The sequence below is a fragment of the Bradyrhizobium sp. 1 genome (assembly GCF_023073315.1).
GTDB lineage: Bacteria > Pseudomonadota > Alphaproteobacteria > Rhizobiales > Xanthobacteraceae > Bradyrhizobium.
The window spans coordinates 64,084-87,445 of the sequence record NZ_JADPJH010000037.1; the positions used below are offsets into that span (position 1 = coordinate 64,084).

Consider the following 23,362-nt stretch of genomic DNA (forward strand, 5'->3'; position numbering starts at 1 on the left):
CCGCCAGATCGCAACGGCCCGTATTGTTCTAAATCAACAAACCCGCTCCTTGGCTGACTACGTTGACGCACCGTTCCAATCCAGGAAGGAGAGTGGACATGCCGCGCCGAACCATCCTTTCACTTGCCGCATCCGCAATCATTGGCATCGCCTGCATTGCGACTGTTTCGACCGACGCCTTCGCGTATCGGAGAGGCGTCGGAGTTGGTCGGGTTGGTGTTCATCACGGCGGTGTCTATCGCGGCGGCGTCTATCGTGGAGCAGCCGTGCGCCGCGGAGTTGCCGTGGGCGTCGGAGCTGCTGCGGTTGGTGCGGCAGCTTACGGGGCTTACGGCGGCTATCGCCGCTGCGGCTACGAACCTTACCCTCCTTGCTACTAGCGGATCTTGTAGCCGGACCTGTAGCCGGTCTTGGCGCAGCGGCCACCGAGTCACCGGTTGAAGCGGGCTTGGTGGCCGTCTGTCTGAGGCGCAACAGAGGCGACACCGACCGAGTTTAGTGCACTGTCACCGTAATTTCCTTCTTCATTTTCGTGGGAACGAAAATCGTCTCGATCGGGAAGCTCTCCGGTGTGGGCATAACTTGACTCCGCGTCTACCAGGCGCGTCGGAACCCATGCCGGTGGAGTCGGGAGTGTAGAAGGGAAGGGCGCGACCGCAAAGGCAATTCGGCGGCAGAGTATTGATGAGCATCGAAGCTGAACCAATCTGCCATTACCCGACGGGGACAGTGCACTTAATTCACGCCGTCCACCAAACGCGAGCCGAAGCCGCAGATAGGCACGACGGAGCGAGTGAATTTAGTGCACTGTCAACGTAATTCCGAGCTGATGGGTGTCGCTTTCTCTCCACCCATCCTATTGGCCTGTTGAAAAAGCGTAAGCCAAAGAAGTAGGCTTCGGTCACAACAGATCATGGCGAGGCCCATGATCTCCGCTTAGAGAGGCAATATCCGGGCTATCGACGAGGTCAAATGAGCGGTAATCCTGATCCCAAGTTCTCTAAGAAGAATCAGCATTTCGTTCCGCGCTTTTGGATGAAGCGCTTCGCGGACTCGTCTGGGCAAATTTTCGGTCGGCGGCGTGGATATGCCAGAGCGGTTCAGGTCGCCACTCGATCGATCATGACAGCCGACTGGACTTACACTGTTTTTGACTCCCTGTGGCGGCCAGCAGATTCCCTCGAAGACGTACTGTCGGCTGTCGAGGGAGAGGCGGCACGGCTAATGGCCAGATTAGACGACGTATCGACAAGTCTAGATGCAGCGTCGAGGGATAAACTTGCTGAGGTGATCGCGATCTCGGGCTGTCGCCTCCCTTGGGTGATGAGGCGAGCCCATCGGCGCATGAAGGAATTCGGGGCTGCACTCGCGGAGATAAATCAGTCGGCCGATGACCGAAAATTCATCGATGATTTGAGAGAGCGCTTTGGTGTTGAACTGTCGGAGAACGATTGCGCAGCGCTCCGATCGCGACCGCCCGAAGATCTCGATGCGACGGCAATCTACTTGATTGGCATTAGCCCACAAGATCCCTTGTGGCCTGAGCAGGAAGCTCTACGTGGGGCAAAGCCGATTGCAGACATATTAAGGAAGATGGACTTTGCCCTGTTGGACGCTCCTCCAAACAATCTTGTTCTGAGCGATACGCCACTACCTGATTCCGATCTGGCGGCTGGCTTTTTGCTGCCTTTGTCCCACAAACTGCTGTTGGCTGTGAGCCCATCGGCAGGCGGCTCGGGGACTTGCGTAAGGCGACTTGCGGATCCGGACGAAATAAAGGCGAGCAATCGATTCCAATTCGACAGTCTTCTTGAGATTGTCGTCGGACCGAATGCCGCTTTGCTAGAGAGCTTGGGGACGTGAGGCCACAAATGGCGACGAAAGTCGAGACGACGAAAAAGCTGGCTTCGCTACGTCAGATCCGTGCCGCGATCGGACACTTCGAATTGAAACAGTACGAATGCGGTGACGCTCGCGGGCGCAGGTGAAAGCATTTTGCCTGAAAATCCCCTGATGCATCTGTTCAACGTTCTGAAGGGTAAGTTCAGCGGCAAGGAACTCAATCTCTTCCGCAACTGGCTAAAGCATGCCACGGGGCCCGACAAGGCAACGATCGACGAGCTCGAAGTCGTGGCCGCAATCTCGCGGGCAATACAGAAATTCGTCGCTACGTACGAAGATATCCATCCTGACTTTCAGAAGTTCAGCGACTGGGCTATCCAAGCTGGATATATCAAGACGCCGTTGATTGAAAAGAAAGCGTGATTGCCGCCCGTTGTGTTCGGCATCGGCGAAAGGAAAGCTTCTGAATTACGGTAGCAGTGCGTTCAATCCAAATTGGTCTGCCAGTTAATTGCGCTGTTACCGTAATCCCGGAGGGGCGGGTGATGAGCTTTGATGCGCGCCCCTACGCGTCGGCCTGGGGCTCTTCCGAGCGCTTTATCGCCCAGAGACTAGCAATAAATCTTCGCCCTTTCTCTGTGATCGTCCAAGCGATGTATTCATCTAGGAAGCCGGTTCCGCCCAAGCTGTGAGGCAGAGACCGACCCTCTGCCTGAATCAGGCCGAGAGCCTCGAAATGAAAACGGAGCGTTCTCAAATCCTTCTTGGATATTCGATAGCTTTCGCGACCAGGCAGATCTTTATGAAAGTAGCTCAAGTACGATTCTGCAATTGCTCGTCCGATCGCTGTTTCGCGCGTTTCTGTGAGCAGCAGTTCAGATATCGCGATGAAAATATACCGAATCTTCCAAGAGCACTTTACCGGAGAAGAAGGCTGGTTTGGGTTCTCGGATCCTAATGTGAAACTAAAATCCTCATCTGGCCCGGCGAACTCGGGAGAGAAGGTTAGTTTGTTAGGATCAGTTTCCGCAATCTGTTTCCTCAGTTCTTCATTTTCCGCCCTTAGTCGCTCCAACTCTTGAAAAAGTTTAGGATCAATTGCTTGATCTCCTCGTACCCAGCCGGCGCCCGGGGCAAGCGTCACCTCGCTAGTCACGGCGACGAGCACGTTCATGCAGAGGTCATTGATGTCGGTCCAGAAATGAACAATCCGGCTCTTGCTTAGCCTTGCGCGGAAGGCGTCCAGGCGAGCGATTTGTTGTTGATCGGTGTCCGTTTTCTCGGCGGAAATTTTGCCGGGGTTTTTATGGATGAAGGCCAGCACCGGAATATTTCGGCTTAGTGCGTATTCATATTCCTTTTCTGTGAAGCTCCTGTCGCCGTCGAGGGAGCCATATCTGGCGCCGACAATGACCACGTAGTAGTCGCAGCGGTCTATAACTTTCTTGATAAATTCGAGTTGTTTCAGACTGGTCGCGGGAAATAACTCCATCCCTGAGGGAATGAACCCAGCCTTTGCCAAAGTGTCGCTGACCTTCTTCCGTTCCTCTTCAAGGTCCACGAATGTTGAGCTGACGAAGACCTGATAGACCTTATCCATCTATATCCCCGATAGTTCGAGGGCGGCCCTGAGGCCGCCCCTTATTTACCCAGATCATGACGATAGCTGTTGCGTTCTAGTTGCTCACGAACACCCCGTCGTGCTGCCGCAAGTATCGCACTTCATGCACGTGCCATTCCGCACCAGCGTGAAGTTACCGCACTCGCCGCACATCTCGCCTTCGTAGCCCTTGGCCTTGGCTTCCGCGCGGCGCTCGGCCTTGCTGGGGACAGCGGTCTGGGCGGCGCTGCCGGACTTGCTCCACTGGAGGGCTTCGAGCTTCTCCGTGGGGGACAAATCGTGGCTGACTTCCTGCTTCAGCGCGACCGCGCCTTCCAGGGCATCGCCGGCGCCGCGGGCGGTGGCGCCGTGGGAGGCGAGCGAGGTGACCTTGCTGCCGCCGGCGGGCGCACTGTCATTGCCGGATGCGATCGCGGCGGCGCCGCCACGCATCACGAACAAATTGTCGGTGCGGGAGCGCGTGAGGCCGCGCGACACCAGCCTGTTCGCCTGGTGGTTCGGCTCCTCCGGCTCCTTGCCTTCCTCGACGCCCTTGCCGAGCGCGTCGAAGTTCGACTCGGTCGGATCGACATGGGCGAGATCGAAGCGCGACATATAGCTCACCGCCAGTTCGCGGAAGACATAGTCGAGGATCGAAGTTGCGTACTTGATGCTGTCGTTGCCCTGCACGGGGCCCGCCGGCTCGAAGCGGGTGAAGGTGAAGGCGTCGACATATTCTTCGAGCGGCACGCCGTATTGCAGACCGAGGGAGACCGCGATCGCAAAATTGTTGATGAAGGAGCGCAGTGCCGCGCCTTCCTTGTGCATGTCGATGAAGATCTCGCCGATGCGGCCGTCGTCATATTCGCCGGTCCGCAAGTACACCTTGTGGCCGCCGACGACCGCCTTCTGGGTGTAGCCCTTGCGGCGATCCGGCATCTTCTCGCGCTCGCGCATCACGATGATGCGCTCGACCAGCTTCTCGACGATCTTTTCCGAGACCTGCGCGGTCCGCGCCGCCATCGGCTTGTCGTAGAGGCTCTCGACCGCATCGTCCTCGTCCTCATCATCGGCGATGAGCTGCGAGTTGAGCGGCTGGCTGAGCTTCGAGCCGTCGCGATAGAGCGCGTTGGCCTTCAGCGCCAGCTTCCACGACAGCATGTAGGCGGACTTGCAATCCTCCACGGTCGCATCGTTCGGCATGTTGATGGTCTTGGAGATCGCACCCGAAATGAAGGGCTGCGCTGCCGCCATCATGCGGATGTGGCTCTCGACCGACAGATAACGCTTTCCAACTTTGCCGCAGGGGTTGGCGCAATCGAACACGGAATAATGTTCCGCCTTCAGATGCGGGGCCCCTTCGACCGTCATCGCGCCGCAGATGTGGACATTGGCCGCCTCGATCTCGCGTTTTGTAAATCCGACCGCCTGGAGCAGGTCAAAGCCGGGGGCTGCAATGGCTTCAGCGCTGATGCCCAACTGGTCGCGAATAAAGTCTTCGCCAAAGGTCCATTTGTTGAAGGCGAACTTGATGTCGAAGGCGGTCGGCAGCGCCTTCTCGACCTTGGCGATCGCTTCGTCCGTAAAGCCCTTGGACTTCAGCGTCGAGGCGTTGATGCCGGGGGCGTTGGAGAGCGAGCCGTGGCCGACGGCATAGGCCTCGATCTCCGCGATATCGGCTTCGCGATAGCCGAGCGCGCGCAGCGCTGCGGGGACCGCGCGGTTGATGATCTTGAAGTAGCCGCCGCCGGCGAGCTTCTTGAATTTCACCAGCGCGAAATCAGGCTCGATGCCGGTGGTGTCGCAATCCATGACCAGCCCGATCGTACCGGTCGGCGCGATCACAGTGGTCTGGGCGTTGCGATAGCCGTGCTTCTCGCCGAGCTCGAGCGCCGCATCCCAAGCCGCCTGCGCGTGGGTGACGAGGTCCTTCTGCGGGCAGGAGACGAGGTCCATCGGCACCGGGTGGACGGAGAGCGCCTCGTAGCCAGAGGTCTCGCCGTGAGCGGCGCGGCGGTGGTTGCGGATCACGCGCAGCATGTGCGCGGCGTTCTTCTTGTAGCCGGGGAAAGTGCCGAGCTCGGACGCCATCTCCGCCGAGGTCTTGTAGGTGATGCCGGTCATCACGGCGGTCAGCGCGCCGGCGATCGCACGGCCTTCCTTGCTGTCGTAGGACAGACCCATGGTCATCAGCAGGCCGCCGATATTGGCATAGCCGAGGCCCAGCGTGCGGAACTCGTAGGAGAGTTCGGCGATCGCCTTCGACGGGAACTGCGCCATCATCACGGAGATTTCGAGCACGATGGTCCAGAGCCGGCAGAGATGCTCATAACCCTCGACGTCGAAGTGCTTCGTGTCGGTGTTGTAGAACGTCAGCAGGTTGGCGGAGGCAAGGTTGCACGCCGTGTCGTCCAGGAACATGTATTCCGAGCACGGATTCGACGCGCGGATGTCGCCGGACGCCTTGCAGGTGTGCCAGTCGTTCATGGTGGTGTTGAAGTGCAGGCCCGGGTCGGCCGACGCCCAGGCGGCGTAACCGATCTTTTCCCAGAGGTCGCGCGCCTTCAGCGTCTTGGTGATCTTCTTGGTGGTGCGTCCGACCAGATTCCAGTCGCCGTCGGTTTCGACGGCGCGGAGGAAATCGTCCTTCAGCGAGACCGAGTTGTTGGAGTTCTGGCCCGATACCGTGAGGTAGGCTTCGGAATCCCAGTCGGTGTCGTAGACGTCGAACTGGATGTCCTTGTAGCCCTGTTTGGCGAACTGGATGACGCGCTTGATGTAGTTGTCGGGCACGAGCGAACGGCGCGCGAGCTTGATCTCGCGGCGCAGCGCCGGGTTCTTCTCGGGGTCGAAACAATCGTCGCCCGAGCCTTCGCAGTTGACGCAGGCCTTCAGCACCAGCTTGAGGTGCTTCTGGTTGATCTTGGAGCCGGTGACCAGAGCTGCAACCTTCTGCTCCTCCTTCACCTTCCAGTCGATATAGGTCTCGATATCGGGGTGATCGGCGTCGACGACGACCATCTTGGCGGCGCGGCGCGTGGTGCCGCCGCTCTTGATGGCGCCGGCGGCGCGGTCGCCGATCTTGAGGAAGCTCATCAGGCCGGACGAGCGGCCGCCGCCGGACAGGCGCTCGCCTTCGCCGCGCAGGCGGGAGAAGTTGGAGCCGGTGCCGGAGCCGTATTTGAACAGGCGGGCTTCGCGGACCCAGAGGTCCATGATGCCGCCTTCGTTGACGAGGTCGTCACCGACGCCCTGGATGAAGCAGGCGTGCGGCTGCGGATGCTCGTAGGAGGATTTCGACCGGGTCAGCTTGCCGGTGAAGGGGTCGACGTAATAATGGCCCTGGCCGGGGCCGTCGATGCCATAGGCCCAGTGCAGTCCGGTGTTGAACCATTGCGGCGAGTTCGGCGCGACCATCTGCATGGTCAGCATGTAGCGGAGCTCGTCGTAGAACGTCTGCGCGTCCTCGTCGGAGGAGAAGTAGTTGCCCTTCCAGCCCCAATAGGTCCAGCAGCCGGCGAGACGGTCGAACACCTGTTTTGCGCTGAGCTCGCTGACATAGCGCTCTTTCTCGGGGAGAGCGGCGAGCGCCTCGGTGTCGGGCACGGAGCGCCACAGGAAGGAGGGAACGGATTCCTCCTCGACCTTCTTCAGGCGCGCGGCGACGCCCGCTTTCCGGAAATATTTCTGGGCGAGCACGTCGGAGGCGACCTGCGACCATTCGGTCGGGACCTCGACGCCCTCAAGCTTGAACACGACCGAGCCGTCGGGATTCCGGATCTCCGACGTGGTCTGGCGGAATTCGATTCCCGCGTAAGGTGACTGTCCCTGGGTGGTGTGGCGCCGTTCGATCCGCATGGTCTTGCCCCGTCCTATTTTGTGCCGGATCGCCTCCGCAAGGCGACCGGATCGATATTTCATTTCGCGAATCCCGCCGGCCTTGTGGCCTTGAAGGCTTCGCAGTTCAGCCGGTGGACCCGGCCCTTGTTCTCCCGGCGGTCGATCGGTGCACGCACCGTCTGCCGGCCGGCATGTCCAGATCCATCCGCCCCCAAGGGGATGAGCCCGACATGCGTTCAACGCCCCACAACATCACAACGTCTACCGATGCCATCCGAGCCTGTTGCCGGCCCGTTCTGGCGCCCTGGAAGTCCGCTATCGGCGGGCAGACAAGCCCTTCTCCCGCTGCCTTCGTCTGGCTTGGCGGAGTGCAGTTTTGCGAGACCCTTTGGGGGAGTGCCGGCGGGACGCAAACTCACTCGCGCCGAACGGATCGAAAACTAGGACTCTCCATTGCGCCCGTCAAGAACTAGTGCGAGTTCCTGAATCAAATACTAAATATGGTGGATTGCGGGGGATAACAGGGGGCAAGCCCGCACCTGTTGTTGAGCCAAGTATCAGTGAGTCCTCAGGGATTCCCAATCGAAAAAATTTGCATCCCGTGGTGTTCCGGACCCTTCACCCCGCTCTTCACAGGGCAGGTATATTTTTGAGGTCCGGGGTTGCGCCAGGGGGACTCACGTAGCGCTACGGAAGGTGAGGGCAGGCATGCCCGCCGAGGTGGTGGTGGGGGAGCCGAATCCGCGCCAAGCTGACCTCGTTTTCTGCCGGATACCCACATGCTTGATTCGACTCGCCCGGTGCTGCGGCCACGCATTGCCCCGCCCGGCCTGATGTTCCTCGCGATCACCTCGATCGGCTGGGGCTTCAATTGGCCGGTGACGAAATTCCTGCTCTCCGAGCTGCCGCCGCTGACGCTTCGCGGGGTGACCGGCGTGCTCGGAGCTTGTCTGCTGGCGGCGCTGGCGGTGATGCGACGGCAGAGCCTCAAGGTCGACCCCGCGATCTGGCCGCGCCTGATCACGGCCGCGATGCTCAACGTCACCGGCTGGATGGTGCTGATGGGCCTGGCGCTGCTCTGGCTTCCCGCGAGCGAGGCGGCGCTGATCGCCTACACCATGCCGGTCTGGGCCTCGATCATCGCCTGGCCGGTGCTGGGCGAGCGGCCGACGCTCTTGCGCACGCTGGGGCTGGTGATGGCCTTTGTCGGGCTTGCCTCGATCATGGGCGGCAACGGCTTTGCGGCTAGCGTGGAAAAACTGCCGGGAATCATCATGGCGCTGTTCGGCGCGCTCGGCTTCGCCATCGGCACGGTGTTCTCGAAGAAGTATCCGATCCGCCTGCCGCCGATCACGGCCGCGGCCTGGCAGATCGGCATCGGCTGCCTGCCGATCTCCATCATCGGCCTATGGATCGAGACGACGCATCTCGAATTGGTGACGCCGGTCGGCTGGTGGCTGCTGGTCTATTCGACCGTGGTGCAGTTCTGCATCGCCTATGTCAGCTGGTTCGCAGCGCTGGCGCGGTTGCCGGCGTCGGTGGCGGCGATCGGAACGATGGCGGTGCCGGTGATCGGCGTCGTCGCCTCCGCGCTGGCCCTGCACGAGCCGCTGGGGCCAGGCCAGATCGCGGCGTTGGTGTTCACGTTGACCGCCGTGGTGCTGGCGACGCGTTAGGAGCTCACCCCGCCCAGCGCCTTCCTGATCATCTCGGCGAGCCGGTTGCGGCGGTAGGGTTTTGTCAGCAGCAGCACGCCATCGTCGAGCTTGCCGTGGTGGACGATGGCGTTGTCGGTGTAGCCGGAGGTGTAGAGCACCTTCAGACCGGGGCGCCGTTTCGCCACCTCGTCGGCGAGCTCGCGTCCGCTCATGCCGCCGGGGATGACGACGTCGGTGAACAGCAGATCAAACGGCTGGCCGGCCTCGATCAATTGCAGCGCAGCGCGGCTGTCGGCGGCGGCGACGGTCTTGTAGCCGAGGCTCTGGAGTTGCGCGGTGACGAAGTTGCGCACCAGCGGATCGTCCTCGACCACGAAAATGGTCTCGGCGCCGCCTTCGGCCTGCGCCGCGACGGAAGCGGCCACGTCCGTCGTGCCTTCGCCGGGCGGCAGATAGAGCTTGATCGTGGTGCCGTGGCCTTCCTCGCTGTAGATCTTGATGTGGCCGCCGGACTGCTTGACGAAGCCGTAGACCATGGAGAGGCCGAGGCCACTTCCTTTGCCGACCTCCTTGGTGGTGAAGAACGGCTCGAACGCCTTCTCCTGGACATCCAGGGGCATGCCGGTGCCGGTATCGCTGACCGCGAGCATCACGTAAGGGCCGGGCCGGACCTCCGCATTGGCCTGCGCATAGGCCTCATCCAGCACGACGCGGTGGGTCTCCAGCAGCAGCTTGCCGCCGTTCGGCATCGCGTCGCGGGCGTTGATCGCCATGTTGAGCACGGCATTGGTCAGCGTGGACGGATCGATATGCGCCGTCATCGGTCCCTGTTCCAGCACGGTCTCGATCTGGATCTGCTCGCCGAGGGTGGGGCGCAGCAGTTTTGCGACATCCGATATCGCCGCGTTGATCTCGACATTGCGCGGCCGGAGCGGCTGCTTGCGCGCGAAGGCGAGCAGATGCTGGATCAGCTCGGCGCAGCGCTCGGCGGCATCGTCGATCAGGCGCGCCGCGCGCTGCAGCTCGGGCTGCTGCTTCAGGCTTGCCACCAGCGTCTCGGTGTTGCCGGAGATGACGGTCAGCATGTTGTTGAAGTCGTGCGCGACGCCGCCGGTCAGCTTGCCGATCGCGTCCAGCTTCTGCGACTGGTGCAGTTGCCGCTCGGTCTCGCGCGAGGTGGTCGCATCGTGATAGACCAGCACCGCGCCCGAGACGTTGCCCTTGCCATCGCGCATCGGCCGGCCGCTGATCATGAGATGACGCGGAGGGCCGCCGCTGTGTGGGCGGACGATCATCTCGAGATTCTCGAACTGCTCGCCGCGCAGCACGCGCACGGACGGCAGCTCGTCGGCCTTGAGCGGCGTGACGCCGTCGCCATAGTAGACGTCGGATAGCGCGCGCAGATTGCCGAGATTCATGCCGGTGCGATGCAGCAGCATGCGCTCGGCGGCCGGATTGGACAGAAGGACGGTGCTCTCTGCGTCGATGACCAGCACCGCCTCCGCCATGCTGCGAAAGGTGCTCTGGAGCACATTGACCGACAGGCGCAGCTCGTCATGGGCGGTGACGAGATGCCCGGTACGCTCGGCGACCGCGGCCTCGAGTTGATGCTTCTCCGCCGTGGTCTCCAGCAGCGTGCTTTTCAGCGCGACCTGGGTGCGCTGGCTCTCGCGCATCGTCATCACCACCAGCAGCAGGATCACCAGCGCGCCGATCACGTCGATGCCGAGCAGGACGATGCCGGTGCGGCGCGAATCCTGCGAACGCGCGGCGAGCAAGCGTTCTTCTGCCGCGCTCAGAAGGTCGAGATTGCCCATCACCGTGTCCATCAGGCCGCGGCCTTCGCCCTTGCCCTGGAGCGCGGCAACGCCGGCGAGGTCGTTCGCGGTGCGCAGCCGGATCGCCTCGGCGGCGATTTCGATCCGGCGCAGCGCCAGCGGCTCGGTGCCCTCCAGCAGCATGACCTGATCGGGATTGTCACGCACGCCACGCTTGAGGTCGGCGAGTGCCGGCGCGATCTGGGCGTGGACCGCCTGGAACTCGTCGCTGAAGCTCGAACTGCGGTAGATCTCGTAGCCGCGTGCGGCGCTCTCGGCGCGGCGCATCAGCACGCGCAGATCCGAGATCTTCTTCAGCACCTGGACCGTATTGTTGACCCAGGCCGCGTCAGAGCGCGACTTGACGTCGAGGCCGATCGAGGCTGCGGTGATGATCAGGAGGATGGCAAGTCCAGCACCGAGAATGACGCGCTGCGTTGGGATCAAGGGACTTCTTTCTTGTCCTTCGGCTGTGCGTTCCCGCCCGTATCGGCGAGGCATTCCCGGATGGTGGTCAGCAGCGCGTCCGGCGAGAACGGCTTGCGCAGGCAGCGCGTTGCGCCGAGCTCCAGCGCCATGCGCAGGAAATCGGGAGTAGGCGAGGCGGACGAGGCAAAGGCATAGCCGGACATCGCGATCAGCGGGATCGCGGGCGCGCGCTCGTGAAAGATGCGGATGGATTCGAAGCCGCGCATATGCGGCATGAAGATGTCGACCAGCATCACATCAAACGCCTGCGCTTCGAGCGCAGACAGCCCCGTTTCACCACCATCGGCCAGCGTGACGTCGAAGCCCTGGCGTTGAAGGAGGACCTCGATGGTCGCGCCGACCATCGGATCGTCGTCTACCACGAGGATGCGCGGCATCACATTTCCCAGCAATCGAAGTCCCACCGTGATCGGTGATACAGGTGAATCGCGCGTCGGGTCAATTTTGGATTGGATAGGGGTAGGTATGCACGGTGCAGTGCATACTGTCTTTCGGGTTCCCGCTCCTCTTGGCATGACAGGCATGGTCGAAGCTCCTCGCGCAGCATTCGACGGCGTTTCCGGTCACCCAGCAATCATCGCAGGCAGCGCCGGCGCCTTACCCTCTAGGCTAAGACAAGCCGGCGGAGGGGTTCTGCCAAGCCTAGCAGCACGGTTGAGACCATATTGAATAAAAATCGGGAGCCGGCCTCCCGAAGGACGTGTTCCTTGGTCGCTAAGGTGTTCCCTCGTCGCTGGCTCCAATCGGCGGAAGCAACGCGAACAGGCGCGACAGCTCGAGCTGTGAATGTGTGCCGGTCTTTTCGAAGCAATGACGCAGATGGGTCTTGACCGTCTGGGAACTCACCCCGAGGATCGCGGGCATGTGCGCGCCGGCAACGCCGCTCGCAAGCAGCAACGCGACGCGCGCCTCTGCGCCGGTGAGGCCATAAGCTGCCTGGATTGCCGAGGCGGTGGCACGCGACTTCGCCGCGGGATCGATGATCGCGACCAGCACGCGAGCCTGCGCCACCAAGTCCGAGAATGGAAATGACGATCGCGGCAGAGGAACCGCCAGCACCAGCAAGGGGGCGGCGCCGGACGGGCGGCTGATGCGAACCGGCTCGGACAACGATGTGCCGAGACCGGAGGCGACGCCGAGAGCGTCCTTCAGGGCACGCGACAGCGCCGGCCGCTCCTCGGTCAACGCAGCAGCGATCTGGAGGCTGCCCGTGGCATCGTAGACGATCCCGTCCGATCGACGAAGCAAGGCTTCCGCGGCGCGGTTGGTCTGAGTGACACGGCCGTGACGATCGAGAAGGATCGCGGCGTTCGGCATCAGATCGAGAATGGCGGACAATTGCCGCCGTCCGTCCGCGCGCTCGCCGAGCAGGAGCGAGGCATCGAGCGCGCGGCAGAGATGTGGGCTCAGGTCGTCGAGCAGACGAACGCGGCGATCCGTCTCGTCGATGCCGCGCTCGGAGAGGCAAAAGCCAAAGCCACCGACACTGCCGTCAACCGCAAATCCCCGGTAGTTGATGTCCAGGATATCAGCATGCCCCCATGGTGCGAGCACATCGGCATAGAACGCGGTCTTCTGAATCGAGCCGGGCTCAACCAGGGAGTTGGCGCTGACGGCCTTTCCGAACGGGACTTTCGTGACGGCCTCGGTCCATGGATTCCAGGCGTAGTGCTCGCGAAAGATCGTGGACGGCTCCTCCGGCAGGCGGCCTAGAATCTGAGTGGGAGGCTGTCCGCTTCCCCGCGGAGGGACATACGCCAGCATGCCTCCGACCGCACCCAGATGATCGGCCACGCCGACGAGGACATCGTCCCAGCGCTGGGAATCGGCAACCGCGCCGTAGATCAGGTCAAGCAGGCTGGCTTCCAAAGATTGATGCTCCGGACGAATGCGCGCTCAACCCTGAATGTAACCCGGCCAGGTGACAGTTCGTGCTCAAATTTGCATCGCTTCGAGTTCGGGCGAGCTTCGTTCCGCGAAGCGCGCCCCCAGTCCATCAAGCGGCAAGCAGGTCCCGTGCTCCGTCTTGATCACCACGCGTAACGCACCACGCCCTTGCCGGTGTAGCTGCGAACCGTGTCGGCGAATTCGCCTTCGAACGTGGCGGCAGCGGACCAGCCGTTCGTCCATCGCATTTCGGCCGATGCAGTCGTGAGCGCTGAATCGTGCGGCTGGGCCGCGCCGTTGACGACGAAGCTAGCGCCCGGCAGCGCCTGAAATGTCGCGGCGGCCGAGCGATCTGCGTTGAAATCATGGGCCCATGCGAGCCGGCCGCGCAACGTCAGCATTGCGTTGGCTAAGGCAAAAGATTTGTCGCTGCGCACGCCGAGCTCACTCCGACCGTCGGTGACGCTCTTCGCGCCGTAGGCGAGTGCAAATGCCGGCGTGCCCACCAGGGCCGATTCCGCATAGGCAGGCAGATCGAAGGTGGTGAACTGGCCGGCGGCATAGGGCGTGAGGCCGAGGCCGCCCAGCCAAGGTGTCGCGAAGCGGTAGCCGCCTTCGATGCGGCCTGAATAGGCATTGGCATTGAACGCGGCATGCAAGCGGTCGGCGCCGGCGATCGTCACGATGCGGTCGGTGGTGATGTCCTGAAAGCCGTAGGCCAGCGCCGCCGAGACATAGGCGGGGCCGGATTTGTGGTGCACGAACGCGCCCGCCTGGAACAGGTCGGACCGGCCGTGGCCGCTGTTGTCGACGGAGAAGCTCGTCCCGCCGCCGGCGAGCGCAAAACCTGCAACAGTGTCGGGGGACAAGCGATAGTCGGCGCCGACTGCCACGCCGGCAAGACTGCTCGTCGTGTTGTTGCTGCCGAGCGAGGTGTTGCCGTCGGTCGTCTGCGAGCCGCCGAAGCCGGCCGCCCATACGCTCCAGCGCGGATCGTGGGTTTGCGCGATCGGTGCCTTCGCGAACATCAGGGCATAGGCGTCACGTTCCGGCCGGGATGTTCCGCGGCGGGTATCGTCGGCCGCGAAAGATGAGGTGCCTGACGGCGTCGCGGTCTCGCCGCGTCCGGCGATGAAGGGATCGGTCAGGACGCCCATGAACTGGCTCATGGCGTTGAAGGTTGCCTGCTGGCTACCGGTGGCGGTCTCGCCCGCGGCCTGGGTGAGGCCAGCCGCGCTCAGGGCGGCGTAGATGCTGGAAATGCCGCCGTTCGAGTTGAAGGCATTGGTCAGTGCATTGCCGACGTTCTGCTGATTGGCGTTGAGGCCGCCGGGAATTGCGAAGTGAAGGACGAGGTCGAGATAGACGTCCTTGTTGTTGGCGTCGTAGCTCAGGCTGGTGCTGAAATTAGGGGACAGGTTGGTGTTGAGCGCGCCGAAGCTGCCGTTGAGGCCACCCGCGGCGCTGAGGATCGTGTATTGCCGGCTGACGTAGCTGCCCGGTGCGAAAACCGCCTGCACGGTTGCGCCTGCGAGAGTGGCCACGCCCGCGACATTCGTGCGATCGGCGGAGGTGGGCGAGAGCTCGATCAGGTAGGTCGAAGCCGCCGTGAACGAAAGGCTGCCCGTCACGTTCAGTGTTCCGATCGACTGGCCGGGCGCCAGCGTGCCGCCGTTGACGGCGACGTTACCGACGGTGCCCGTGCCGCCCAGCACGCCGCTGGAATTGACGGTGACGCCGCTGGCCGACGAGATATCGCCGCTGACCAGCAGCGTGCCGCCGTCGATCTGGACCGGGCCCGCGAAGGTGCTGGTGCCGGTCAGGGTCCAGACCGACTGGTTGGCCTTCTTGAACGTGCCGAAGCCGCGATATTGTCCGGTCGGACTGAGCTGCGAGACGTCGAAGGTCGCCGCGCCGCCGCCACCGAGCTCGAACGTGTCGTTGCCGGTGCCGATCGCCGCGCCCGAAATGCTCGATCCCGGTGCAATCGTCAGCTTGTTGCCGGTGCCTTCGAACAGGATCGCATCGATGGCACCTGTGTTGCCGTCAATCAAAGTGGCGCTGATGCTGCCTGCATTGTAGACCGACACGCCGCCGGCGCCGGGGTTCGAATGGATGCCGTAGACAAAGCCGCTGATGGTGCCGCTGTTGTAGATCGCGCTGTCTGCACCGACCCTTATGGCGGCCTGGGCGCTGCTGGAAATGATACCGCCGGCAAAATTGTTGATGAGCGAATTGGCGCCGACGCCGATGGCAGCCTGGACGAACGGGCCCACGCCCGTGATGGTCCCGTAATTGCCGATGTTGCCGGCCTGGTTGACTGTCACACCGTAGGAGCTTCCCGTGATGGTGCCCCCGGCGTAATTTGTGATCGTGCTGGCGAGAAAGCCGGCCGCTCCACCGTAATTCGTGCCCGTGATAGTCCCGTAATTTTCGAGGATCAGCGTCGTGCCGGACACGCCATACGCCGTGCCGGTGATTGCCCCCCCTGCGTTGTTGGTCACGGTGGTCTGACCCAATCCGTCGATGCCAAAGCCGTTGCCTTGGATAATGCCGGAATTCTGAATGTTCAGGTCATTTGTTCCACCGGTGGCGATTGCGGCCTGGTCGCCTGTAATCGTGCCACCGGCTCTGTTGATCACCGTCCCCTGGCCGAGATAGATGCCTCGCGCGTTGGGCGCCGTGCCGCTGACGGTAGCCCCGCTTTCGACTGTGACGATCGCGTTCTCTGCGGCGGTTCCATAACCATTGGCGCCGGCGCTCGTGCCGGGAGCGCCACCGCCCTGATTGGTCGTCGTTCCGGTGCAGGTCGCAACCAGGCTCGATTGACCGGCTGCCTGCGGTGTGCAGTCCGCGCGAGCCGACTGGCTTGCGAGCAGCGTGGCCGAAATGATCAACGGTCCTGCGACATATCGCGCAAGGAAGCGATTGCGCGCAAAACAATGGCTGATGCCGGGTTCGTAGTTCCCTCGATCTGATCGTGGCATTCCAATTCCACTCTTCGTTACGGCCTTGCGCGGACGTCTCGACTCGCGCCGCGCAATCGTCAGCAACGTGGATATCGATCAGCAATGTTCGCCGCGTCGCCCACCCGGGTGAGGCCGTATCGCTTTGGCTGCAGCCGTGTCGCGCAGAGCACAGTTGCGACCGTGCTTTTCGAATGAGCCCCTTGCTCGGAAAGTGGGCACCGTAGGTCACGTCGCGACGATGAGGACACTGCGGCGAGGCTGCCATGAAATTCCTCGCTGCCATCTAACCCCTATGGGTGAGGCTTCAAATCGCGCGTCGTGTTATTATCACGTTGCGTCCCCAGACTGTTTGGACAGCCGGTTGCTGTCGGCAGCCTTGGGCAGGGAAGTGCGGTGAATTTTTCCGGCGACCAGATCGAGAAGGTCCTCGACCTCATCTACGACGCCGCGGCCGAGAACGACCTGTGGCCCCATGCGCTTACGGCGATCGCCGATCTGACGCGGAGCGAGGGCGGGATTTTGTTCGGCCAGTCTCTGTCCGCCGAGCGCATCTATTTCGATTACAACGGCCGCCTGAACGAAGAGTGCAACCGCGCCTATCAGGAGCGGCACATGCAGAATCCCTGGTCGCAGTACATGGAGCGGCAACCCGTCGGGCGGCTGGTGCTGTCCGACGAAGCAATCCCGTTGGCGGAGCTTCAGGCATCCGCGTTCTACGACGAGGTGCTGAGGCCGCAGGAGGTCGCGCACAACGGAATGATGGCGCTGGCGGCGCGCAATGATTTTCGTGCCGCCTTCAACATATGTCGCAGCGTGCGGCGGGGGCCGTTCGATCGCGACGAGCAGCGGCTTCTGGAGCGGTTGTCACCGCATTTGTGCCGGTCGGTGACGCTTGGATTTCGGATCGACGGCTATATCGCCATGCAACACGCATCGTTCGATGCTCTCGACCGGCTCGCCGATGGCGTCATCGTGCTCGACCGCAAGGCGCTCGTGCTGTTCACCAATGGCGCGGCGCGACGGATAGCGGAGCAGGGGGCGGTACGGTTGCAGCAGCCCATCGCGACCGATTCACCGGCGCATTCCCAGCGGCTCAACGAGTTGATCCGCGCCGCACTGCAGGGATCCGCCGGCGGCGCGATGAGCCTGCCACGCGACGTCAATGGCCGGCTCTTGACAATTCTTGTCTCGTCGATCCGGAGCAAGGAGCTCGGGAGGCTCTCCGACGTCGGGGTGAAGGATGCCGCCGTGATGTTGTTCGTCATCGACCCTGCCAACCGCCGTTCAATTCCACTGGGCCAGATCATGGATGCCTACGGTCTGACCCACGCTGAAGCGCGGGTCGCGCTGGCGGCGTCATCGGGGAATACGGTTATCGAGACCGCGCACTCGCTCGGGGTGTCGCCGAACACGATCAAGACCCATCTGCGCCATGTGTTTGCGAAGACGGGAACGGGCCGACAGGCGGAACTCGCGGGCCTGATCGCAGCGATGGGTGTTGTGAGGACAGGGGAGACCGAGTCCGAGCAATAAGCCGGATGGGAGACTGCAGCGTAATTCTTTGCATGCGCAAGCCCCATCATTGCTCGCCGCAAGCTCAAAGGTTCGGGCGACGCCGATGACACTCGGCGCCGCCCGTTTAGCGCTACATTGATCAAGCCGTGTTACGGGCAGGGATGACGCTGGCCGTCATAGCCGAGATACGTGCCAGAGGCCGGGTCGTAGGACTTGTAGCGCTGCGCGCAATAGCCCGACGAATCGTCGCCGCCCTCGGTCACGACCGCCACTGACGGCTCGTCATAGTAGCTGTCGTCGCCGTAATAGTAGGGGTCGTTGTAATACCCGCCGCCGTAATAGGCGTAGGAGCCGAGGCCGCCGATCGCAGCACCCGCCGCGACGCCGGGCCAGAAGCCGCCACCGTGACGACGCCAGCCGCCACCGTGCCCGTGCCAGTTGCCGCCACCACCATTCCAGTGATTGCCGGCTGCTGCGAAGTTACGGCCACCGCCGCCAAAGTTCGCTCCGCCGCCCGGGCGCACCGCCGCGCCGGCGGCGAAATTGCCGCCACCTCCACCGATCCGCGGACCGCCACCAAAACCGCCGCCGCCCATGCGCGGGCCGCCGCCGCCGCCGAAGTGAGCACCGCCGCCACCGCCGAAATGAGCACCGCCGCCACCACCAAAATGGGCGCCGCCGCCACCGCCACCAAAATGGGCGCCGCCGCCACCGCCACCGGGTCCACCACGGCCCTGCGCGAAGCTCGGCGTCGCCAACGGAAGAATCAGCGCCAGCGCGGCGGCTGCGCCTAGAACTCTCATATTGTTCATGTTCAAACTCCTTTTCCCGGAAGCAAACCCCTCGAAAGGGCTGTAGTTCCTAGGGTCACGCTGGTGTGCGCGTGTGTGGACAGATTTCCACGCGGCGGCTGTACCCGGCATGAACGGATCGTGCCCGATTTGCGGCGGGTCACCCATTTGCGGCTGGCACGGCCGCACCCGGCGAACTGGACATTTCGGCGTCCGGATGGCATCAGGACCTGACGAAGCAGGGCCCTTGCCGCATGAAACAATTCTTCCTCAAGTTCTTCACCTGGTGGAGTGGCCAGACGTTTGGCACCCAGCTCTGGACCAAGCGCTACGGCGAACTGGTCGGCCAGGACGAGCAGGGAAACCTTTACTATCGCACCCGCGGCGGAGCGATCGATCCGACGCTCGGCTTCGAGCGGCGCTGGGTGATCTATAACGGCTATGCCGAAGCGAGCCGCATTCCGCCGTCCTGGCACGGCTGGATGCATCACATCGTCGACCTGCCGCCGACCCAGGACAATTACCAGCCGCGCGAGTGGGAAAAGCCGCACCAGCCGAATCTCACCGGCACGGCCAACGCCTACCGCCCCTCGGGCTCGACACTCGCCGGCGGCAAGCGTCCCAAGGCGACCGGCGACTATCAGCCCTGGACACCCGGCTAGGCGTCCGCGCTTCTTCCACCCTTCGACTGGATGCATCCGCATCCGCTGATGCCGCTGTGGACAACGGGAACAGCGGGGATGCCGCTTGCGCGGGCGTTGCGCCGGCGCGGCCGATGCGGCTCAATCGTCACATCTTACGGAGATGGGAGACCATCGCGTTCGGTTCGGGCAACAGTTCGCGACTGTCCCGAAATGCAGCGGCCGCCGACCAGGACTCGATCGGGAGATAGGCCCCCGGTCTGGAAGCTCCGAAATCGCCCGATGAAATGTGCAGCCGCCGTGAGACAGGAAAGGCCGCTCGGGAAACCGGGCGGCCTTTTTCTTTTGGATTTGTGGATGTCTCGTGCCCCGGACGCAGTGCAGCGCTTCTTCAGCGGTGCGCTGCAGAGCCGGGCCCATGCAGCAGCACCCCGTGTGGCTTCCTGGGTCCCGGCTCTGCGGAGCGTCACTGCGTGCCGCGCCGCGTCCGGGACACGCGAGCGACTACATCACCCGTTCGGCCGCCCGCTTCACCGCTTCCAGGCGGTGTGCCTGGTTTTGCGCGCCACGCTCTCTCAGCAACGCCAGCACCTCGGCGGGCGCAGTGTCGGGCGAGCCCGCATTGAACGGCGGGGCGGGGTTGTATTCCATCTGGAGCTGGATCGCTTCCGCCGTGGTGCGGTCGCGCAGGATCGACACCAGCGTCAGCGCGAAGTCGATGCCTGCGGTGACGCCGCCGCCGGTGATGCGGTTGCGGTCGACGCAGACGCGGGTCTTGGTCGGGGTCGCGCCGAACTGGCTGAGCATCTCCATCGCGCTCCAATGGGTGGCGGCGCGGTAGCCCTTCAACAGGCCGGCAGCGCCGAGCGCCAGCGATCCCGTGCAGACCGAGGTGACATATTTGGCGCCGTCGGCCTGCTTGCGCAGGAAGTCGAGCACTTCCTCGTCGTTGAGCAAATCGTTGGTGCCGCCGCCGCCGGGCACGCAGATCACGTCCAGCTGCGGGCAGTCGGCGAACGTCGTGGTCGGCGTCAACGCCATGACGGAATCGCTCGGCACCGGTTCGATCCGCTTCCAGATCAGGTGCAGTTTGGCGTCGGGCAGCATGGAGAACACCTGCAACGGGCCGGTGAAGTCGAGCTGGGTGACGCGGGGAAACACCAAAAGTCCGATCTGGAGCGGCGCCGACATGAGAACCTCCAATGAAGCGCTTGACGCCGACAAACTGGCATGATGTCCTCCTGTCCAAAATGGCGTAATTCCCTCACTTTCGGACATCTCATAGGACTTGGCCCATGATCGGCATCCTGATCTTCCCGGATTTCCAGCTGCTCGATGCGGCAGGTCCGATCTCGGTGTTCGAGATCGCAGCACGTGCCGGCGGCAAGCCGCTTGCGCTCAGGGTGCTGGCGGCGAAGGCGGGGCTGGTGCGCAGCTCGTCGGGCGTGGAGATGATGGCGCGCGACTTCAAATCGGTGAATGCGATCACGACACTGGTCATCGCGGGCGGCGCCGGCGTGGCGGACGCCGCGCGCTGCGAGCTCACGCGCGCTTTCGTGCAACGGCTGGCGAAGCGCGGCGTGCGGGTCGCCAGCGTCTGCTCGGGCGCCTATGTGCTCGCAGAAGCAGGCCTGCTCGACGGACGCCGCGCCACTACGCATTGGGGGCGGACGCGGGAGTTCGTAGCGCGCTATCCCAAGGTGAAGTTCGAGCCGGACCAGATTTTTACCCGGGACGGCAATGTGTGGACGTCGGCCGGCATCACGGCGGGGATCGACCTCGCGCTGGCGATGGTCACCGAGGACCACGGCGAGGAGATCGCGCAGGCGACCGCGCGGCAGCTCGTGCTCTACCATCGCCGCAGCGGCGGCCAGTCGCAATTCTCCTCGCTGCTCGAATTGAAGACGCCGAACGGCCGCTTCGGTGCGCTGCTGTCCTGGGCGCGAGAAAATCTCGACGCGCCGCTGACGGTGGAGGATCTCGCCGATCGCGCCGGTATGAGCGCGCGGCATTTTGCCCGCGCCTTCGCCGCCGAGACCGGCACGACGCCGTCCAAGGCGATCGAGCGGTTGCGGCTCGAAGTCGCCCGCGAGCGCGTGCAGTCCTCACGCGAGGCGATCGAGCTCGTTGCGGAGACGACCGGATTCCGCGACCCCGAACGGATGCGCCGCGCCTTCATCCGCGCTTTCGGCCAGCCGCCGCAGGCGCTGCGGCGCGCGGCGCGGGCGGGCTAGGTCGGTTCGGCGACGGTGCCGGCTTGGGCGCGCGCCGTCAGGCGTCGTGCGATCGGCGTCAACAAATACGGCGCAAGATGAATCGGAAACTGCGTCAGTGCAAAGTAGAGCCAGGTCGTGGCCGGCAGCGCGCCGGCGGTCGCGGCCAGCATCAGGCCGAGATTGCGCTGTGACACCATCAGCCCGATCGCGAAGGCGCGCTCATAGCCGGCGCGGCGGAACATCAGTGTCGTCACGGTGAGCAGCGTGAAATAGATCGTGAAGGCGAGCAGCGCGACGCCGATCGTGAACACGGGGTCGGCGACGAAGTCGTGGGCGACGTCGCCCATCACGGCGGAGGCGAACACCAGCAGGGTGAGGATATTGAAACCGTCGATCGGCCGCTTGTGGCGCTGGATCGCCTCAGTGCCGAAAATCCAGCGGATTGCGGTTGCACCAATCAGCGATACCGCGAGGATGCCGAGCAGTTTTGCGCCAAGCGCGAGCGGCGAGATGCTGAGCATGCCGCCGAGGAACAGGCTGGCGAACAGCGAGGCCGTGAAGGGCACCAGTGCGGTCGCGGTCACCAGCGTGACCAGGGGAAGCGTGGCATCGAGACCCATCAGCGCTGCGAGAGCCGGCGCGGCCATCATCGGTGAGGCCATGCCCTGGAGCATCAGTGCGAGGAAAAGGCCGGGCGAGCTTTTGTCGAGCCCGGTTGCATGGGCCAGCAGCCCGACGATCAGCGGCACGCCAATCGTGGTCCAGGCGGTCGCGCTGGCGATCAGCGCGGGACGGCGGAGATGGCCGTAGAGCGCGACGAAATCGACGCGCATGAAGGAGATGCAGAGCAGGCAGAGGATCGCCTCGGTGACGTAGGGACGCAGCAGCGCGCCGAGCGGCGGCACCGCAAGTGCGATGAAGGCGATCGCCGCGACCGCGCGCGTGCCCTGGTCGCCGAGCCATGTCAGGCCGCGCAGGGGGAGCGTGAGGATGGTTCGAAGATTGGAGGCCATGGGGAACGGCGTCGGTCAGTCCAATCCCTTCAACCACGCACCGATCTCGCTCACCGCGACATTGGCCTGCTGCAACAGCTTGCCCATGGTGAAGAAGCCGTGGAATTGGCCGGGATAGTGCTTGTAAGTGACGGGCACGCCGGCCTGCTTGAGCCGCGCGGCATATTCGTCGCCTTCGTCACGCAGAGGATCGGCGCCGGCGGTGAGCACGTAAGCCGGCGGCAGGCCGGCCAGGTTTTTCGCGCGCGCCGGCGAGGCGCGCCAGTCGTGGATATCGGCGGCGCTGTTGAGGTAGTGGTCGCGAAACCAGCGGATCACCGAATGCGTCAGCAGCACGCTGGTCTCGGGTTCGCTGTGCGAGCCGTGCTTCATGGCGAAATCGGTCGCGGGGTAGATCAGCAGCTGGCCCGCGATCGCGGGGCCGTTGCCGTCGCGGGCGGCGAGGGCTGTGACCGCCGCGAGATTGCCGCCGGCACTGTCGCCACCGATCGAGAGACGTGACGCGTCGATGCCGAGCTCGCGGGCGTTCGCGGCGATCCATTTGGTCGCTGCAATCGCGTCATCGGCGGCGGCGGGAAACTTGTGCTCGGGCGCGAGGCGATAGTCGACCGAGATCACGATCAGCGCACCCTCGACCGTGAGCTGGCGGCAGACGACGTCGTGGGAGTCGAGATCGCCGATCACCCAGCCGCCGCCATGGAAGAACACCAGCGCCGGCGACAGGCCGTCGTGCCGGCGCGGGTCGTTCGGCACGTAGATGCGGGCCGGGACCGTCCCGTGCGGCGCCGGGATTGAGAGCGGCGCGACGCGGGCAAGCTCTGGCGGCTCGGGATTGGTGGCAAAGCGGGCCTGCGCGTAATAGGCGCGGGCTTCCGGTGCCGTCAGCGTCTCGTAGGCGGGACGGCCGGCCTCCTGAAAAGCCTTGTAGACGGCGGCGGCATCGGGATCGAGCACAACGGGCATGGGAAAGGACCCTTGAGGTTGCCGATTTTGGAGTTCTGGTTATCGTTGGAAGGCATTTTCGGGGCGGTACCCGCTGCGGCCCCGGGGGGAGGCTGCCAACTATCCCATTCGGGCGCCGGTC

At 63.5% G+C, this 23,362-nt stretch carries 16 protein-coding genes; 6 read left to right on the top strand and 10 right to left on the bottom strand.

The features are described from left to right. Window positions 1-972 precede the first annotated feature (972 nt). Complete coding sequence (locus IVB29_RS34695) at window positions 973-1,863, top strand: DUF4238 domain-containing protein (RefSeq protein WP_247507922.1); 891 nt, start codon at window positions 973-975, stop codon at window positions 1,861-1,863. A gap of 102 nt (window positions 1,864-1,965) precedes the next feature. Then, window positions 1,966-2,265: a hypothetical protein gene (locus IVB29_RS34700; RefSeq protein ID WP_247507923.1), complete on the top strand. Its 300-nt coding sequence runs from the start codon at window positions 1,966-1,968 to the stop codon at window positions 2,263-2,265. A 142-nt stretch (window positions 2,266-2,407) separates the two neighbouring features. On the opposite strand, the gene IVB29_RS34705 is transcribed toward IVB29_RS34700, so the two are convergent. Both IVB29_RS34705 and IVB29_RS34710 read right to left on the bottom strand, forming a co-directional pair. Next, the gene (locus tag IVB29_RS34705; protein ID WP_247507924.1) at window positions 2,408-3,442 is read right to left on the bottom strand and encodes a DUF4062 domain-containing protein; all 1,035 of its coding nucleotides are present in this window, start codon (window positions 3,440-3,442) and stop codon (window positions 2,408-2,410) included. Window positions 3,443-3,526: 84 nt separating this feature from the next. Then, window positions 3,527-7,300 (bottom strand): vitamin B12-dependent ribonucleotide reductase, encoded by a 3,774-nt coding sequence (locus IVB29_RS34710; protein WP_247508148.1) that lies wholly within the window; start codon window positions 7,298-7,300, stop codon window positions 3,527-3,529. 761 nt (window positions 7,301-8,061) lie between these two features. Here IVB29_RS34710 and IVB29_RS34715 point away from each other — a divergent pair. After that, complete coding sequence (locus tag IVB29_RS34715) at window positions 8,062-8,958, top strand: DMT family transporter (RefSeq protein ID WP_247507925.1); 897 nt, start codon at window positions 8,062-8,064, stop codon at window positions 8,956-8,958. Here the strand turns inward: IVB29_RS34715 and IVB29_RS34720 are convergent. From IVB29_RS34720 to IVB29_RS34735, 4 genes are all read right to left on the bottom strand, one after another. Further along, window positions 8,955-11,204: a CHASE3 domain-containing protein gene (locus IVB29_RS34720; RefSeq protein ID WP_247507926.1), complete on the bottom strand. Its 2,250-nt coding sequence runs from the start codon at window positions 11,202-11,204 to the stop codon at window positions 8,955-8,957. The genes IVB29_RS34715 and IVB29_RS34720 overlap by 4 nt on opposite strands. After that, window positions 11,201-11,623 carry a response regulator gene (locus tag IVB29_RS34725; protein ID WP_247507927.1) on the bottom strand — a complete coding sequence of 141 codons (423 nt, stop codon included), beginning with the start codon at window positions 11,621-11,623 and terminating at the stop codon, window positions 11,201-11,203. Before IVB29_RS34725 ends, IVB29_RS34720 begins: the two co-directional genes overlap by 4 nt. A 337-nt stretch (window positions 11,624-11,960) precedes the next feature. Beyond that, a complete protein-coding gene (locus IVB29_RS34730) occupies window positions 11,961-13,115 on the bottom strand; it encodes a LuxR C-terminal-related transcriptional regulator (protein ID WP_247507928.1) in 1,155 nt (384 codons plus the stop codon). 161 nt (window positions 13,116-13,276) lie between these two features. Beyond that, entirely contained in the window at window positions 13,277-16,030 is a 2,754-nt protein-coding gene (locus IVB29_RS34735) for an autotransporter outer membrane beta-barrel domain-containing protein (RefSeq protein WP_247507929.1), read from the bottom strand. Between the two features lie 465 nt (window positions 16,031-16,495). Between IVB29_RS34735 and IVB29_RS38615 the strand changes: the two genes are divergently transcribed. Continuing rightward, window positions 16,496-17,635 carry a LuxR C-terminal-related transcriptional regulator gene (locus IVB29_RS38615; protein WP_247507930.1) on the top strand — a complete coding sequence of 380 codons (1,140 nt, stop codon included), beginning with the start codon at window positions 16,496-16,498 and terminating at the stop codon, window positions 17,633-17,635. Window positions 17,636-17,766: 131 nt separating this feature from the next. On the opposite strand, the gene IVB29_RS34745 is transcribed toward IVB29_RS38615, so the two are convergent. Beyond that, window positions 17,767-18,429 (bottom strand): BA14K family protein, encoded by a 663-nt coding sequence (locus IVB29_RS34745; protein WP_247507931.1) that lies wholly within the window; start codon window positions 18,427-18,429, stop codon window positions 17,767-17,769. A 233-nt stretch (window positions 18,430-18,662) separates the two neighbouring features. On the opposite strand from IVB29_RS34745, the gene IVB29_RS34750 reads away from it, so the two are divergent. Continuing rightward, a complete protein-coding gene (locus IVB29_RS34750; protein ID WP_247507932.1) occupies window positions 18,663-19,070 on the top strand; it encodes an NADH:ubiquinone oxidoreductase subunit NDUFA12 in 408 nt (135 codons plus the stop codon). Window positions 19,071-19,553: 483 nt separating this feature from the next. Here IVB29_RS34750 and IVB29_RS34755 read toward each other — a convergent pair whose 3' ends face one another. Beyond that, window positions 19,554-20,240 (bottom strand): DJ-1/PfpI family protein, encoded by a 687-nt coding sequence (locus IVB29_RS34755; RefSeq protein ID WP_247507933.1) that lies wholly within the window; start codon window positions 20,238-20,240, stop codon window positions 19,554-19,556. A 104-nt stretch (window positions 20,241-20,344) separates the two neighbouring features. Here IVB29_RS34755 and IVB29_RS34760 point away from each other — a divergent pair, with 104 nt between their 5' ends. After that, window positions 20,345-21,283, top strand: a complete 939-nt coding sequence (locus IVB29_RS34760) for a GlxA family transcriptional regulator (RefSeq protein ID WP_247507934.1) — start codon at window positions 20,345-20,347, stop codon at window positions 21,281-21,283. On the opposite strand, the gene IVB29_RS34765 is transcribed toward IVB29_RS34760, so the two are convergent. Then, a complete protein-coding gene (locus IVB29_RS34765; protein WP_247507935.1) occupies window positions 21,280-22,278 on the bottom strand; it encodes a Na+-dependent transporter in 999 nt (332 codons plus the stop codon). The two genes, IVB29_RS34760 and IVB29_RS34765, sit on opposite strands and share 4 nt — an antisense overlap. Window positions 22,279-22,293: 15 nt before the next feature. Further along, window positions 22,294-23,241, bottom strand: coding sequence for an alpha/beta hydrolase (locus IVB29_RS34770; protein ID WP_247507936.1), 948 nt, complete (start codon window positions 23,239-23,241; stop codon window positions 22,294-22,296). Window positions 23,242-23,362: the final 121 nt, after the last annotated feature.